The 15,192-nt window shown below is 67.1% G+C and carries 13 protein-coding genes; 6 read left to right on the top strand and 7 right to left on the bottom strand.

All coding sequences use genetic code 11. The features are described from left to right. Nucleotides 1–6: 6 nt before the first annotated feature. Nucleotides 7–552, bottom strand: a complete 546-nt coding sequence (locus tag ABR323_RS19140; protein ID WP_049463187.1) for a thioesterase family protein — start codon at nucleotides 550–552, stop codon at nucleotides 7–9. Between the two features lie 69 nt (nucleotides 553–621). Between ABR323_RS19140 and ABR323_RS19135 the strand changes: the two genes are divergently transcribed. The 5 genes from ABR323_RS19135 to ABR323_RS19115 all read left to right on the top strand — a co-directional run bounded on the left by ABR323_RS19135 (nucleotide 622) and on the right by ABR323_RS19115 (nucleotide 4,489). After that, complete coding sequence (locus ABR323_RS19135) at nucleotides 622–1,206, top strand: TetR/AcrR family transcriptional regulator (RefSeq protein WP_439450435.1); 585 nt, start codon at nucleotides 622–624, stop codon at nucleotides 1,204–1,206. Nucleotides 1,207–1,413: 207 nt separating this feature from the next. Then, nucleotides 1,414–2,190: a hypothetical protein gene (locus tag ABR323_RS19130; protein ID WP_439450434.1), complete on the top strand. Its 777-nt coding sequence runs from the start codon at nucleotides 1,414–1,416 to the stop codon at nucleotides 2,188–2,190. Nucleotides 2,191–2,242: 52 nt separating this feature from the next. Further along, nucleotides 2,243–3,088 carry an energy transducer TonB gene (locus ABR323_RS19125; protein WP_439450433.1) on the top strand — a complete coding sequence of 282 codons (846 nt, stop codon included), beginning with the start codon at nucleotides 2,243–2,245 and terminating at the stop codon, nucleotides 3,086–3,088. Beyond that, entirely contained in the window at nucleotides 3,088–3,957 is an 870-nt protein-coding gene (locus ABR323_RS19120; protein ID WP_439450432.1) for a hypothetical protein, read from the top strand. Before ABR323_RS19125 ends, ABR323_RS19120 begins: the two co-directional genes overlap by 1 nt. Before the next feature lie 13 nt (nucleotides 3,958–3,970). Continuing rightward, nucleotides 3,971–4,489, top strand: coding sequence for a hypothetical protein (locus tag ABR323_RS19115; RefSeq protein WP_439450431.1), 519 nt, complete (start codon nucleotides 3,971–3,973; stop codon nucleotides 4,487–4,489). Between the two features lie 46 nt (nucleotides 4,490–4,535). Here the strand turns inward: ABR323_RS19115 and ABR323_RS19110 are convergent, their stop codons facing one another. From ABR323_RS19110 to hutI, 6 genes are all read right to left on the bottom strand, one after another. Then, on the bottom strand, nucleotides 4,536–6,647 hold the full coding sequence (locus ABR323_RS19110) for a TonB-dependent receptor family protein (RefSeq protein ID WP_439450430.1): 2,112 nt from the start codon (nucleotides 6,645–6,647) through the stop codon (nucleotides 4,536–4,538). 194 nt (nucleotides 6,648–6,841) lie between these two features. After that, nucleotides 6,842–8,278, bottom strand: coding sequence for a serine hydrolase domain-containing protein (locus ABR323_RS19105; RefSeq protein WP_439450429.1), 1,437 nt, complete (start codon nucleotides 8,276–8,278; stop codon nucleotides 6,842–6,844). 198 nt (nucleotides 8,279–8,476) lie between these two features. Continuing rightward, entirely contained in the window at nucleotides 8,477–10,144 is a 1,668-nt protein-coding gene (gene hutU / locus ABR323_RS19100; RefSeq protein ID WP_439450428.1) for a urocanate hydratase, read from the bottom strand. Beyond that, entirely contained in the window at nucleotides 10,141–10,995 is an 855-nt protein-coding gene (hutG, locus tag ABR323_RS19095) for an N-formylglutamate deformylase (protein WP_135274323.1), read from the bottom strand. The genes hutU and hutG overlap by 4 nt, the downstream gene beginning before the upstream one ends. Continuing rightward, nucleotides 10,992–12,533: a histidine ammonia-lyase gene (gene hutH / locus ABR323_RS19090; protein ID WP_439450427.1), complete on the bottom strand. Its 1,542-nt coding sequence runs from the start codon at nucleotides 12,531–12,533 to the stop codon at nucleotides 10,992–10,994. Before hutH ends, hutG begins: the two co-directional genes overlap by 4 nt. Further along, complete coding sequence (gene hutI, locus ABR323_RS19085; RefSeq protein ID WP_439450426.1) at nucleotides 12,530–13,753, bottom strand: imidazolonepropionase; 1,224 nt, start codon at nucleotides 13,751–13,753, stop codon at nucleotides 12,530–12,532. The genes hutH and hutI overlap by 4 nt, the downstream gene beginning before the upstream one ends. Before the next feature lie 67 nt (nucleotides 13,754–13,820). Between hutI and ABR323_RS19080 the strand changes: the two genes are divergently transcribed. Beyond that, complete coding sequence (locus ABR323_RS19080) at nucleotides 13,821–15,191, top strand: formimidoylglutamate deiminase (protein ID WP_439450425.1); 1,371 nt, start codon at nucleotides 13,821–13,823, stop codon at nucleotides 15,189–15,191. Nucleotide 15,192 lies beyond the last annotated feature (1 nt).

Raw genomic sequence — 15,192 nt, 5'->3', positions numbered from 1 at the left:
GGTGCCTCAGGCGTCGTCCTGCTTCAGCGCCGCATCGGCCGCCAGCAGCGCCTCGGCGGCCGCACTGAGCGGCGGCGAGGGCGGGGCGACCACGCCGATCGCTTCCATCATCTTCGGCATGCCCAGAAACTGACGTGCGCGACGGTCGTAGATGCCGGTGACCAGCAGCGCACGTGTGGCGATCTTCTGCTCGGGCCCGATCAGTACGCGCTGCTCCATGATGCCGCGCGAGCCGACCCAGCCCACCAGGCGCGTTTCCAGGGTGAAGCGCTGGAACGGCTTCAGTTCGCGGCGGAACTGGATGGTGCCGGCGCCGACGATCGGCGCCCACTTCTCGCGCAGCGCCACCCGGCCCAGGCCCATGCGCAGGATCAGGTCCAGCCGGCCCAGGTCGAAGATGTTCCAGTAGCGGCCGTTGGTCATGTGCAGGTTGCTGTCCAGATCGTTGGGCAGCACCCGGAACTGCAGGCGCGAGACCCCGAACGGGGCATCCAGCTTGGGCCGGAACAGGCTGCACAGCAGCAGGTGGAGTAGACGGAACCAGAGATTCATGGTTATGACGACTGTTATAAAATCGCCGGTACGCTAATCTATGACGACTGTCCTGGCAAGGAGCCCACCGTGAGCCCGCGACCCTCTGATGCGCCTCAACGCGTGATTGATGCTGCGGCACAGATGCTGGCGCGCGTAGGCCTCAATGCCACCAGCATCCGTGAAGTGACCAAGTTGGCCGAAGCGCCGCTGGGCTCCACCTACCACCATTTTCCCGGCGGCAAGCAGGAGCTGCTGGCGCGTGCCACTCACATGGCTGGCGACAAGGTGGAAGCGCTGCTGGTGGAGCTGCTGAAGGGCGGCGCAGTGCAGGGCCTGCAACAGTTCCTTGCGATGTGGCGCGAGCGCTTGCTGCGCTCCGAATTCCGCGCCGGCTGCCCGGTGTTGGCCGCTGCCGTGGAGGAACCGGTGGAGGCAGTGCCGAGCCAGCCCCGTGCCGCCGCCGCCGAGGTGTTCGCACGCTGGCAGGGTCATCTGGCCGCGGCGTTCATCGCCGACGGCCACGACCCTGCCGCGGCGGGTGGGCTGGCCAGCCTGGTCATCGCCAGCGTGGAAGGTGCAGTGGCGATGAGCCGCGCATTGCAGGACATCGCTCCATTCGACCAGGTGGCCGCGCAGCTGCTGAAAGCCGCTGCGGTCGTCGACCGCAGCTGAATCCGGTAGGTCCACGCCATGCGGGGATGGCCGCCGGGGGGAAGAGTTGCCGCCCTTCAGCGCCACCATGCCCACGGTCTGGACGTGGTGCCTGCCTGCGTTAGAATCCGTCCATCACCGCCTCCGCGTGCCCGGCAAGGATGTCCGCATGCTGCATCAGGTTGTCGAGCTCACTCGCTGCACGGCCAGCCGCACCTTGGGGTGCGGATGAAGCGCACCCGTTTCTTTGCACGCAGCCGGCTGACGTTACCTGTGAGCCGCAGCAGCGAACTCGTGCGCGCGCGGCAACACCTGCAGGAACGCGGTTGGCCGCGCCTGCAGATGGCGCTGATCGTGGCCCTGACCGGTGCGGCCGGATTCCTCGCCTCGCACCTGCTGCGTCTGGCCGGTGTCGACGCGATGCTGCTGCGCTACCCGATGGCCGTGCTGCTGGCCTATGGCGTGTTCCTGCTGCTGATGTGGATCTGGATCCGTTGGCGCTGGGACGTGCTGGATGGCCTGTCGCCGGATGTAGGCGGTGGCAGCCCGTCGCCGCACGGCAGTGCAGCGGAATCGCCGTGGAGCAGTGTCGGGGGACGTTCCGGAGGTGGCGGTGCGTCGGCTTCGTGGAATGAGTCCGCGCCGGTGAGCGGTGGTGATGGCGGGGAGCTGCCGTTGGCCGGGCTGGCCGAAGACGAAGCAGGCCTGCCGTTGCTGGCCATCCTTGGCATCGTTGCGCTGGTGGCAACCGTTGTACTGGCCAGCGTATGGGTGGTGTGGTCGGCGCCGGTGCTGATGGCCGAACTGCTGGTGGACGCAGCCATCGCCGGTGGCCTCTACCGGCGCATGCAGGGCATGCAGGAGCAGGGATGGTGGCGGGTATGCGTGTCGCATACGATCTGGCCGCTGCTGGGGTTGCTGCTGTTCTTCGTCGTGCTGGGGTGGATCGCGCAGGAGCTAGTGCCAGGTGCGACTCATCTGCTGCAGGTCATCCAAGGGTCGTAGGGCTGCTGTCCAGTGCGGTTTCCCAACCAGCGTCACTTTCTCCAGGAACTTCATGCGACAGCGCATTGCACGGAAGCGCATCCTGACGACAGCGGTCGTCCTGTTCGTGGCTGCTGGTGCAGCGCTGATGGTCAGTGTGCGCCCGCAGTGGCGGCAGGACGCCGGCCCGCCGCCGATCAACCTGGGAACCGCACAGATGCAGGCCGAGGTGATGGCAGAGCTCATCGACCTGCGACCGATACCGCCAGGAAAGCCGCCGGTACCACCGATTCCAATGACGGCCGCCTCCTCCCCGATGCTGACCGGTAACAGTGGGTTCGCGACTGCGGAGGTGCCACTGCAAGACGTCGCGCCAGCACACTTCGAGCCGCGCGGCTGGGAGCCCGACATACCATTCGCTGTGATGGAATGGACTGCGCCTTCCTGCGGTGAAGGAGACCCTGCCCCGGTCTGCCAGGTTCGTCACAGCGTCGTCGAGTGGCGCGATGATGACAGTGCGGCGTCCTTTCAACTGCAGCAGCATCTGGAGGCGATGCTGCAGGTTGCGAACCACCGGGCTGTACGGGTACCTGAACTCGCGTTTGAGCTTGCGCATGTGCGGGCGCAACGGATGACGTGGGACGAGCTTCAGCAACGGCGCGCGCGCGGTATCGAGGGATGCATGGGGGGACCGGGCAATCCGGATCTGGGCGTTGTCTATCTGCAGCGTCCCGTGTTCAGCCTGGACGGGAACTGGGCAATGGCATCGGTCGCCTCGGATCTGTGCAGTGGAGGAGCGGCGATGCGCGTCCTCTACCTTCTGCACCGCAGGAAGGGCGGATGGGAGCGTACTCGAGTGGAGCCTGTCCGCTATGCGAGCTTTGGACACGGCCTCTGGCCCGCGTTGCCGGAGTCGTGATGACAGATACGTTGTTCAAGCCAGACCGTGACTGCCAACAACGGATCGCCTGGCGACGCATTGCATCGTTGGCGGCGGCGCTGTCGGCTTTGGCTCTCATGGCCGGAATCTGCAGCCTGCGTCCGAGGTGGCAGCAGGAGATCGGTCCGCCACCGGTCAATATGGGAACGGCGCAGATGCAGGCGGAGGCGATGGCGCTGGTGATCCGGCAGAGGCCGCCATTCCCCCCTCCACCCCCGGCAGTGCCGCAGCCAACGCCAGTTCTGCCATCGCCGCTGAGCGAGGTGCCCACCGCACCGCAGACACCGTCCACGCGCGTCGATCAATGGCGCCCGCAGGAGCTGCAGTTGACCGACCCGGTGGGGGAGGACATCTACGTGATGGAGCAGACCTTGCCCTATTGCTGGCCGGGCACCAGTGCCTCCATCTGCCAGGAGGTGGACCATCTGGTCCTGCCGCTGGACGACCGGTGGTCACCGGACATCCATGCGCTGCGGTTGCAGCTGCAGGCGGATCTGGTTCCTGCCAATCGCCGTTCCGCGCCAGTGCCTGCGGCCGCATTGGCCGGTGCGCAGCGGATGGACGGCGCGGGGCTTCGAGCGCTGCGGGAGCAGGGGTGCAGGGCAACGGTGCATGGACCGGCTCGGACATATGACCACTTCGCCTATCTGACCCGGCCTGTTTTCAGCGTCGATGGGCAGTGGGCTATGATCGCGGTCGCCTGGGATTCGTGTTCCGACGATTTCGTCTACCGGGAGCTTGTCGTACTGCATCGGGAACAAGGACGCTGGATAGCCGAACCCCCGGAACGAGGTCTGGGCGGCGTATGGGACGGCCGCATACTGCGGCCCTGGACGTACAACCACTGACGAGGAAGAGCGCATGGATGTCGCTGCACGCAGGAACAGGATGTTGTTTCGTTGGATCATGGTGACGCTGCTGGCAGTATTGATGCCGTTTGCAGCGCTGGCGCAGCCCGCAGCCGGGCAGGTTCATGGCGCCGAAGCCGCCACTGCCACGGAAGAGGCGCAATGCCGCGCCTGCAGCTATGAGCGTATTGGGCCCAAGGTCGATATCGGACTGGTGGCACTGGTGTCGCTGCTGGTGGTGGGCCTGCTGGTAGCGGTATCCCGCGAATGGGGCACCACGTCGCATCGCTGGACCTGCCGCACGCTGGCACTGCTGCTGGCAGGTGTTGGCGCGGCCCTGCTGTGGTGGGCCGGCAGCATCATCTACCTGGGCTACAACCCATGGCAGGAGATGACCGCCCCCGTCGATGGATCACTCACCGCGACGCTGCTGAACACCTCACCGAAGTGGCTGGCGGCGCTGGTGTTGATTGGTTTCGCGCCGTCCATCTGGAAGCGCAGCGAGCGCCTGCCGGCCTGGCGTATCGGCTGACCCTGGAACGACGGCGCCGGATCACACCCGGCGCCGTCTGCAGCGATCAGTCAAAGCGCCAGCGCACGCCCGCATAGATGCCACGGCCTTCGCCCGGGGTCGAGCGCGCGACATCCTTGCCGGCATCGTCATAGCCCGGCGTGACCGTGGCGGTATAGTGGCGGTTGCCGAGGTTGCGCATCTCGGCCCAGGCCTGCCAGCGGCCACCGGGTGCGTCGTAGCCGATGCGGCTGCCGAAGATCACATGGCTGTCGGCCCAGTAGCTGTTGGCGTAGTCCACGGCGATGCGCGAGGCGTATTCGGTATTGAGCGCGGCGTACAGGCCGGATGCATGATCGAAGCGCAGTTCGGCCTGATAGGCGTGGCGTGGCAGGCCGGGCAGGCGGTTGCTGCCGAACCGCGCATCGTGGCGATAGCGGAAGTCGCTGAAGGTATACGCCTGGCGCAGCGACAGGCGGCCGGGTGCTGCCTGCCACAGCGTGCTGTCCAACCCGGCTTCGATGCCACGGTGCACGGTGGGGCTGGCGTTGTTCTCGGCGATGAACAGGTTCGGCACCGGCTGCAGCTCCACGCTCAGCAGTTCGTGGTTCACGTGGGCGTAGTAACCGGTCAGTTCCCAGCGGCCCAGCGCAGCGTCGCCACGCGCGCCCAGTTCCAGCGTGGTGGCGGTCTGGTTCTGCATCGGCACCGGCGCGCGCTGGCGGCCGGTGGACGGACCATTGCCCGGCCCGAAGTACTGGTTCGAGCCCCAGATCATCGACCACGGATGCGGCGCTTCCACCGAGCGGCTGAGGTTGCCGAACCACTGCGTCTGCGCGCTGTGCTGCCAGGTGAAACCCAGTCGCGGCGCGTAGTCCCAGTCATCGTCGCGCAGGCGGCCGCCGCTGCTCGGCCAGGTCACCTGCACATCGCGGCGGGTGTTGATCAGTGCCAGCCCGGTCTGCATGCGCAGGCGGTCATTGAAGGTGAGGGTATTGCTGACGTGCAGCGTGCTGTCGGTGCCGTGGTGGCGGAAGTCACGCGTGCGCGTACCGGCGGCATAGCCGTTGCTGGCAAAGCGCAGCGACTCGCGCACATCGGCGTCCAGATCGTGGGTGACGCGCAGGCCGACCGTGGTTTCGCTGTCCAGGCCGAACAGCCGGTGGCGGTGGCGGTAGTCCAGCGTGGCGTTGAGGTTGGCGTAGTCCAGCTGCTGGCGGTACAGGCTCTCGTTCAAGTCCATCGGGTACTTGTGGTAGACCAGCCCGGCCTGCAGCGAGGAATCCTCATCGATCTGCAGCGTGGTGACATTGCCCACCCAGGTGCTGCCCGGCTGCGGGCGGCGCGCATCGATGGCCAGGTTGGCCGCATTCGCCGCACGCGGATCGTTGCGGATCTGATCGCGGGTCAGGCGGCCGGGCGTCTCGTGATTGGTCTCGCGGTAGCGCACGAAGAAGCGCGTCTGCAGATCGGGGGTGATCTGCCAGCCGATGTTGGCCATTGCACCCTTGCCATCGCCGCGTGCATGGCGTTGATAGCCGTCGAATTCGGTATCGGTGTAGGCCAGGAAGTAATCGACATCGCCACTGACGCCGCCCCAGCTGATGCCGCGCTTCTGGTAGCCACGGCTGCCGGCTTCGTAGTGCAGCTGCACGCCGGCCGAATCGCGGCCGCTGCGGCTGACGTAGTCGATGGCACCGCCCAGCGCCAGCGCGCCGCGCTCGAAGCCGTTGGCGCCGCGCAGGACTTCGACGCGTGACAGCCACAGCGGTTCCAGCAGCTCGTAGGGCGTGCCGCCCGGGCCGGTCAGCGGCAGACCGTCGATCGACACGGCGGTGCCCGAGGCGTGCGCACCCGGGCCACGGTTGATGCCCGAGCCACGGATCGAGATCTTGGTGCCCTCGTTGCCCGGCGACTGAGCGCTGATGCCGGGCTGGTAGGCCAGCACATCGGCACTGCTGGACAGGCGGCTGTCAGCCTTGGCCACGTCGATGACGTTGCTGGCGCCGGGCACGCGCTTCAGCGCCTCGCGCGCCTGCGCGCTGGCATCGGCAGCAGCGGTGACCTGCACGGCATCCAGCGTGGTGGCCTGCGGGGCCGCAGCGGCGGTGGAGGAGAGGCCGAGGGAAACGGCCAGGAACAGCAGCGAGGGGGTGGGGCGGTACGACGAGAGCGACATGCGGGAATGCTGTAAACCACGGAAGTGGCGCGCAAGTTAACAGGTCGGTGGCCCCCACGTCACCCTCCACCTGCGTATGGCCACCTGTGGTGCCCCTGTGGAGCCGAACCCACGCTCGGCTATCGCGCGCAGCGCGGGTTCTCTGCGATCGCCACGAAGAGCAGCCGAGCATGGGCTCGACACTACAGCAGGGTTTACGGCGAAGGCTTCGCCAGCGCCTTGGCCTTCGCGTACAGCGCCTTGGCAGTCTCCGCATCACCCAGTGCCGCATGGCACTCGGCCAGGCTGTCCCAGGCATTGGCCGAATCCGGGTACAACTCGGTGTTGAGCGTGAACACTTTAAGCGCCTTGCCAGCACCCAGACTCTCGCGGATGGCGTAGCCATCACCATTGATCGCACGTTCCAGTTCGCCGGTGGGAACGCCATTGCTGTCGCGCAGCCAGCTACGCATCTGCGGTTTTGCATCGGTGCCATCATCCAGCGCATACGCGATCAGCCGCTCGGACAGCGCAGCGTGCGGAAACTCCCCAGACGCGGCCACCGCCATCGTGCTCTCCACCAGCGTGCTCGACCAGACATTGCGAGCGCTGCCATTGGTCAAGTACACGAACACCCAATAGCCGTTGGCCAGACTGCCCTTGTAGGCCAGCCGCGCACGCACACGGGTGCCACCATCGTGGCCGACCTGGGTGTAGCCGTCGCTGCGGGTGGTGTCCCAGCCGGTGGAGAAGAAATTGTTGCCGCCACCGCTCAGTTTCTGCGCCTGCCAGAGTTTTTCCAGGGTCGCCGTGCGCAGCAGCTTGCCGGTCGCCAGCGCCTGCAGGAAACGGTTCATGTCACCCACGGTGGTCTGCAGATCGGCATGGCCCCAGCCGTAGTCCGGCCAGGGATCTTCATTGGCCGGCTGCAATGCGCCGTCCTTGCCGATGTACGGCACCGCCGCGCGCTGGGCCGGCACGCTGGCGATGCCCCACGAGGTGCTGGCCATCTTCAATGGCTGCAGGATGCGTTCGCGCGCGATGGCCGGGTAGGGCTTGCGGTAATGCGCTTCCAGCAAGGCGGTCAGCACCAGGTAGTTGGCCTGCGTGTACTGCACGCGGCTGCCGGTGGCGAACTGCATCGGTGTCGCGCCGGCCACCTTCAGTGCAGCGCCAAGGTCAGGCGCTAAACCGGGGTAGCCCTTGCTCACCCAGCGGTTGTCCACGCGGTCGTAGTACTCGCCGATACCTGAGCTGTGGTTGAGGAAATCGCGCACGTGGATTGCCTGCCATGCAGTCGGTAGGTCCAGAACATAGCGGCTCGCCGGTGCATCCAGATCCACCTTGCCCTGATCCACCAGTTGCATCACCAGCGTGCTGGTCAGCAGCTTGGCCATCGACTGCGCGGCGAAGATGGTATCGACGGTGATCGGTGCATGGGTAGCGGGATCACGTTCACCGCTGGCGCCCTGGTAGAGCATCTGGCCGTTGTGTGCGACCAGTACCGCCTGGCCGGCAATGCCGTAGCGTTCGCGGTTGGTCTGCAGCTGGGTGTCGAGCTGGGTAGAGAGAACGGTGGGGACGTCACGCGCCGAAGCAGGCGGAATCACCAATAGCGTGCAGAGCAATGCGGCAGCGAGCGTGCGGTACATCGCGGTGATCCATCAGCGGTGATGTCGCATGTTGGTCAGCGACGGGCATTGGGTCAAGCATGTAGAGCCGAGCCCATGCTCGGCTTCCTTCGGTCAGGCGTCGTGGGCCGGACGCATTGAGCCGAGCATGGCTCGGCTCTACAGAAATCCCTGGGTAGCGCCGGGCCATGCCCGGCGGCAATCGTCGAGGTAACTCGGTCAGCCCAGAATTCCCGGCAGATCCAGTCCCTTTTCCTTCGCGCAGTCGATCGCAATTTCATAGCCCGCATCGGCATGGCGCATCACGCCGGTCGCCGGGTCGTTCCACAGCACGCGGCCAATCCGCTTGGCCGCTGCCTCGGTGCCGTCGCAGACGATCACCATGCCAGCGTGCTGCGAGAAGCCCATGCCGACGCCGCCACCGTGGTGCAGCGACACCCAGGTCGCGCCGCTGGCGGTGTTGAGCAGTGCGTTCAGCAGCGGCCAGTCGGACACTGCATCGGAACCGTCGGCCATCGCTTCGGTCTCGCGGTTCGGCGAGGCCACGCTGCCGCTGTCCAGATGGTCACGGCCGATCACCACCGGTGCCTTCAGTTCGCCGTTGGCGACCATCTCGTTGAAGGCCAGGCCGAGGCGATCGCGGTCACCCAGGCCCACCCAGCAGATGCGTGCCGGCAGCCCCTGGAACTTGATCTTCTCGGCGGCCATGTCCAGCCAGCGGTGCAGGTGCGGGTTGTCCGGAATCAGTTCCTTCACCTTGGCGTCGGTCTTGGCGATGTCTTCCGGATCGCCGCTCAGTGCGGCCCAGCGGAACGGGCCGATGCCGCGGCAGAACAACGGGCGGATGTAGGCCGGCACGAAACCGGGGAAGTCGAAGGCATTTGCCACGCCTTCCTCAAGCGCCATCTGCCGCAGGTTGTTGCCGTAGTCCACGGTCGGCACGCCCAGCGCGTGGAAGCCGAGCATGGCGCGGATGTGGTTGGCCATCGATGCGCGCGCGGCCTTCTCCACTTCCTTGGGGGCGGAAACGCGCTTCTCATCCCACTGCTCGACGGTCCAGCCCTGCGGCAGGTAGCCGTTCACCGGGTCGTGCGCGGAAGTCTGGTCGGTCAGCATGTCCGGCTTGATGCCGCGCGCCAGCAACTCAGCCAGCACATCGGCGACGTTGCCGAGCAGGCCCACCGACTTCGGCGTACCGGCCTTGCACGATTCGTCGATCAGGCGCAGCGCTTCGTCCAGATTGTCGGTCCAGGTATCCAGGTAGCCGGTACGCAGGCGCATGTCGATGCTGCTCTTGCGGCATTCCACCGCCAGGCACGAGGCGCCAGCCATCACGGCAGCCAGCGGCTGCGCGCCGCCCATGCCGCCCAGGCCACCGGTGAACAGCCATTTTCCGGTCAGGTCGCCATCGAAATGCTGGCGGCCCATTTCCACGAAGGTCTCGTAGGTTCCCTGCACGATGCCCTGCGCGCCGATGTAGATCCAGCTGCCGGCGGTCATCTGGCCGTACATGGCCAGGCCCTTCTTATCCAGCTCGTTGAAGTGGTCCCAGTTGGACCAGCGCGGTACCAGGTTGGAATTGGCGATCAGCACGCGAGGTGCATCGGCGTGGGTGCGGAACACGCCCACCGGCTTGCCCGACTGCACCAGCAGGGTCTGATCATCGTCCAGGCGCTTGAGCGTTTCGACGATGGCATCGAAACTCTCCCAGTCGCGCGCCGCGCGGCCGATGCCGCCATACACCACCAGTTCCTGCGGGCGCTCGGCCACGTCCGGGTGCAGGTTGTTCATCAGCATGCGCAGCGGCGCTTCGGTCAGCCAGCTCTTGGCATTGAGCGTGGTGCCGGTGGGCGCGGCGATGGTGCGGGACGGGTCGTTGCGGGTCATGCGGCGCTCCGGTTCGTAGCGAATTCAAGGCAGGCGTTGAGCACCTGCGCCAGGGTATGGCGCAGCGGTGCGGCGTGGTCGGGGTCGAGCGGGGTGGGCCAGCTGTGTTCGTCCACCTGGTCCGGCAGGGGTTCGTGCATGTAGCCACGGCAGGCCAGCTCCATCTGCAGGCTGTGCACGCCGCCAGCGACGTTGCTGTAGTGACGGGTGATCCAGCCGCCCTTGAAGCGGCCATTGCGCACCTGGCTCATGCCACTGATCTTCAGCAGGTTTTCCACCACGTCGCTCAGGGCGTTGTCGCAGGACGTGTCGGGTGCGCCGGACGGACCGGCGGTGCCCAGGTTGAACTGCGGCAGTTCGCCGTCGAACAGGTGCGGGATATGCGAGCGGATGGAGTGCGCGTCGTACACCACCACGGTGCCGTGGCGTGCACGCAGGCGCGTGATCTGCGAAGCCAGCGCATCGTGGTAAGGCAGGAAATACGTGTCGCGGCGACGTGCGATTTCCGTTTCATCCGGCTCGCGGCCCGCGTGGTACAGCGGCTGGTTGTCGAAGGTGGTCAGCGGGCACAGGCCGGTGGTGTTCTGGCCCGGGTACAGCGAAACGCCGCTGGGGTCGCGGTTAAGGTCGATCACCGAACGCGAGATCGCCGAGCGCACCGTGGTCGCGCCCATGCCGCGCACGAAGTCGTACAGGTCGTGCACCCACCAGTCGGCATCGCGGCGGGCCAGCCACGGCGAGTGGTAGTCGCCGATCAGATCGTGCGGCAACTCGCTGCCGGTATGCGGGAAGCTGACGATCAACGGGGCATCGCCCTCGTGCACCGTCAACCATTCGGGATGGGCGTTCATGCCTGCGGTTCCACGGTCGGCAGCACCGCGGCCAGACCCTGCGCCAGCGCCCCACTGCGCACCAGGTTCGTGGCGGTCACCATGTCCGGGTGGAAGTAGCGGTCTTCTTCCAGCGTCGGCACCTGCGCACGCAGGGTGGCGCGCACGGTTTCCAGCGCGGTGCTGGAGCGCAGCGGCGCGTGGAAGTCGCAGCCCTGCGCAGCGGCCAGCAGTTCGATGCCGATCACGTTGGCCGCGTTCTCGGCCATCTGCATCAGGCGGCGTGCACCGTGGGCGGCCATCGATACATGGTCTTCCTGGTTGGCCGAGGTCGGGATCGAATCAACACTGGCCGGGTAGGCGCGCTGCTTGTTTTCCGAGACCAGGGCAGCGGCGGTCACCTGCGGAATCATGAAGCCGGAATTCAGGCCCGGGCGCGGGGTCAGGAACGCCGGCAGGCCGGACAGTGCCGGGTCCACCAGCATCGCCAGGCGGCGCTCGCTGATCGAACCGATCTCGCACACCGCCATCGCCAGCATGTCGGCGGCGAAGGCCACCGGCTCGGCATGGAAGTTGCCGCCGGAAAGTGCCTCGCCGGTATCGGTGAAAACCAGCGGATTGTCGGACACGCCGTTGGCTTCGATCTCCAGCGTGGTCGCGGCCTGGCGCAGGATGTCCAGCGCTGCGCCCATCACCTGCGGCTGGCAGCGCAGGCAGTATGGGTCCTGCACGCGCACGTCGTTGTCACGGTGCGATTCGCGGATGCCCGAGCCCTGCATCAGCGTGCGCAGGGTGGCGGCGGTGGCGATCTGCCCGCGTTGGCCACGCAGGGCATGGATGCGCGGGTCGAACGGTGTGTCCGAGCCCTTCGCCGCTTCCACCGACAGCGCACCGGTGACCAGCGCGGCCTGGAACACGGTCTCGATCTCGAACAGGCCTGCCAGCGCATAGGCGGTGGAGAACTGGGTGCCGTTGAGCAGCGCCAGGCCTTCCTTTGCGCCCAGTTCAATCGGCTTCAGACCGGCACGTGCCAGCGCATCGACGGCCGGCAGGCGCTCGTCACCGATGAAGGCTTCGCCCACGCCCAGCATCACGCTGGCCAGGTGCGAAAGCGGGGCCAGATCACCCGAGGCACCTACCGAGCCCTGCGCGGGCACCACCGGCAGCACGCCCTTGACCAGCATCGCTTCAAGCAGCAGCAAGGTTTCCTCGCGGATGCCCGAAGCCCCCTGCGCCAGGCTGACCAGCTTCAGCGCCATCATCAGGCGCACCACGCTGGCCGGCATCGGCTCGCCCACGCCGGCGGCATGCGAAAGCACGATGTTCCGCTGCAGGGTGGCCAGGTCCTCGCGTTCGATACGCACACTGGCCAGCTTGCCGAAGCCGGTGTTGATGCCATACACCGGCGCGCCCTTGGCAACGATGGCCGCGACGGTGGCGGCACTGGCACGCACGGCCGGCAGCGCGGCCGGGTCCAGTGCAAGCGGCGCACCGCGATAGGCCTGCCGCCACTGGGCGAGAGTGACATGGCCGGGGCGAAGAACCAGGGTGTTGCTCATGTGTTGCTCCAGGAGGCAGGCAGGTCGGGCTGTCCGCGCACCACGCGCGCGTGCAGCGGGTTGAATCCAATGCGATAGACCAGGTCGGCGGGGGCGTCGATGTCCCAGATCGCCAGGTCGCAGTCCATGCCCACGGCCAGGCGGCCGATGCAATCCCCACGGCCCAGCGCGCGCGCCGCTTCACGGGTGAAGCCGGCGATGCACTCGTCCACGGTCAGGCGGAACAGGGTGGCGCCCATGTTCATCGCCAGCAGCGGGCTGGTCAGTGGCGAGGTGCCCGGGTTGCTGTCGGTGGCAAGGGCCAGCGGCACGCCGGCCGCACGCAGCGCGGCGATCGGCGGCAGGGTGGTATCGCGGGTGAAATAGAAGGCACCGGGCAGCAGCACGGCGACAGTGCCGGCCGCGGTCATCGCTGCGATGCCGGCGTCATCCAGATGTTCGATATGGTCGGCCGAGAGTGCACCGAAACTGGCGGCCAGTTCGGCGCCATGCTGGTTGCTCAGCTGCTCGGCGTGGATCTTCACCGCCAGCCCGTTGGCGCGCGCCGCTTCGAAGACCTGCCGCGCCTGCGCCGGCGAGAAGGCGATGTTCTCGCAGAACACGTCCACTGCTTCGGCCAGGCCTTCTGCGGCGATGGCCGGAATCATCACGTTGCACACCTCGTCGGTGTACTCCTGTGCTTCGCGGCCCGGCGGAATCGCGTGCGCACCGAGGAAGGTGGTCACCACGTTGACTCGGCATTCCTCGCCCAGCGCGCGCGCAACCTGCAGCTGCTTGCGTTCGTCGGGCAGGGTCAGGCCGTAGCCGGACTTGATCTCGAGGGTGGTCACGCCCTCGGCACGCATCGCCAGCAGGCGTGGCCGGCTTTCGCTGGCCAGCTGGTCCGGGGTTGCAGCACGGGTGGCGCGCACGGTGGAGACGATGCCGCCGCCGGCGCGTGCGATGTCGGCATAGCTGACGCCCTGCAGGCGCTGCTCGAACTCGTTGGCGCGGTTGCCGGCGTAGACCAGGTGGGTGTGGCAGTCGATCAGGCCTGGCGAAATCCAGCGGCCTTCGCCATCGATGCGGGTGGTCGGCTGCAGGTGAGCATCGCTGCCGGCGGGGCCGACATGCACGATGCGGCCGTCGGTGGCGGCCAGTACTGCATCGCGAAGGACACCCAACCCCTCGCCATCGAGGGTTATCAGGTGGACGTTGGACCAGAGGGTATCGACGTGCATGGCATCCACAACGCGGCTGTGCTTATATGTCTATACAATATAGGCGTCCATTTCGGGTTGTCCACCCATGTCCGATTCGCGTTCCCCGCACGGTTTCCATGCCGCCCACGCCCTGCTGGCCGATGGCTGGGCCCGCGATGTCCGTCTGCAGGTGCAGGACGGCCGCATCACGGCGATCCACACGGGGCAGGGCGCCCAGCACGGCGACACCCGTGTCGGCATCCTGGTGCCGGGCCTGCCCAACCTGCACAGCCACGCCTTCCAGCGCGGCATGGCCGGGCTGACCGAGATCGGCGGCGGGGACGGTGACAGCTTCTGGAGCTGGCGCGAGCTGATGTACCGCTTCCTGGCCCATCTGCGGCCGGACGCGGTGCAGGCCATCGCCGCCCAGGCCTACATGGAAATGCTGGAAAGCGGCTTCACCCGTGTCGGCGAATTCCACTACCTGCACCACGACGCCGATGGCCATGCCTATGCCAACCGCGCCGAAATGAGTGCGAGGATCGCGGCGGCGGCCGACCAGACCGGTATCGGCCTGACCCTGCTGCCGGTGTTCTACGCGCATGCCGATTTCGGCGGGGCAGCGCCGAACCCGGCGCAGCGTCGCCTGATCCACGATGTGGACGGTTTCGCGCAGCTGCTGGACGCCGCGAAACCGGCATTGGCCGCGCTGCCCGACGCGGTGCTCGGCATCGCGCCGCACAGCCTGCGTGCAGTCACCGGCGAGGAACTGAGTGCATTGCTGCCGTTGACCGACGGTCCGGTGCACATCCATATCGCCGAGCAGGTGCGTGAAGTCGAGGCCTGCCTGGCCTGGAGCGGCCAGCGCCCGGTGCAGTGGCTGTACGACCATGCGCCGGTGGATGCGCGCTGGTGCCTGGTGCACGCCACCCACATCACTGATGACGAGCGCGCGGCCATTGTGGCCAGCCAGGCCGTGGCCGGCCTGTGCCCGATCACCGAAGCCAACCTGGGTGACGGCCTGTTCCCGATGCAGGCGTTCGCGCGCGAGGGCGGGCGCTTCGGTGTCGGTTCCGATTCCAATGTGCTGATCGATGCGGCCGAAGAACTGCGCCTGCTCGAGTATGGCCAGCGGCTGACCCTGCGCGGGCGCAATGTGCTGGCCCCGGATGCCACCCGCAGCACCGGTCGCTTCCTGTTTGAAGGCGCACTGCACGGTGGCGCACAGGCGCTGGGCGTGGCCGCTGGCCTGCAGGTCGGCGCCAGTGCCGACCTGGTCGAGCTGGATGCCGCCCACCCCGCGCTGCAGGCGCGACAGGATGACGCATGGCTTGACAGCTGGGTGTTCGCCGCACGTAATGGCGCGCTGCGATCGGTCTGGCGCCATGGCCGCCAATGCGTGGCCGAGGGCCGCCACCTGCAGCGCGAGGCGATCACCACCGCCTTCGCCGCCGCCCTGCGTGGCGTGCTGGGCTGAT

It is taken from the genome of Stenotrophomonas sp. ATs4 (assembly GCF_051861585.1).
In the GTDB taxonomy this organism is placed as follows: domain Bacteria; phylum Pseudomonadota; class Gammaproteobacteria; order Xanthomonadales; family Xanthomonadaceae; genus Stenotrophomonas; species Stenotrophomonas maltophilia_AS.
The sequence above is the reverse complement of the archived record's forward strand: the minus strand, read 5'-3'. Positions and strand labels throughout refer to the sequence as shown.

Coding starts and splice junctions, on each gene's coding strand:
- ABR323_RS19105 (WP_439450429.1), bottom strand. CDS start 8,278: ATGTACCGCACGCTCGCTGCCGCATTGCTCTGCACGCTATTGGTGATT.
- ABR323_RS19140 (WP_049463187.1), bottom strand. CDS start 552: ATGAATCTCTGGTTCCGTCTACTCCACCTGCTGCTGTGCAGCCTGTTC.
- ABR323_RS19110 (WP_439450430.1), bottom strand. CDS start 6,647: ATGTCGCTCTCGTCGTACCGCCCCACCCCCTCGCTGCTGTTCCTGGCC.
- ABR323_RS19080 (WP_439450425.1), top strand. CDS start 13,821: ATGTCCGATTCGCGTTCCCCGCACGGTTTCCATGCCGCCCACGCCCTG.
- ABR323_RS19130 (WP_439450434.1), top strand. CDS start 1,414: ATGAAGCGCACCCGTTTCTTTGCACGCAGCCGGCTGACGTTACCTGTG.
- hutU (WP_439450428.1), bottom strand. CDS start 10,144: ATGACCCGCAACGACCCGTCCCGCACCATCGCCGCGCCCACCGGCACC.
- hutH (WP_439450427.1), bottom strand. CDS start 12,533: ATGAGCAACACCCTGGTTCTTCGCCCCGGCCATGTCACTCTCGCCCAG.
- hutG (WP_135274323.1), bottom strand. CDS start 10,995: ATGAACGCCCATCCCGAATGGTTGACGGTGCACGAGGGCGATGCCCCG.
- ABR323_RS19125 (WP_439450433.1), top strand. CDS start 2,243: ATGCGACAGCGCATTGCACGGAAGCGCATCCTGACGACAGCGGTCGTC.
- ABR323_RS19120 (WP_439450432.1), top strand. CDS start 3,088: ATGACAGATACGTTGTTCAAGCCAGACCGTGACTGCCAACAACGGATC.
- ABR323_RS19115 (WP_439450431.1), top strand. CDS start 3,971: ATGGATGTCGCTGCACGCAGGAACAGGATGTTGTTTCGTTGGATCATG.
- hutI (WP_439450426.1), bottom strand. CDS start 13,753: ATGCACGTCGATACCCTCTGGTCCAACGTCCACCTGATAACCCTCGAT.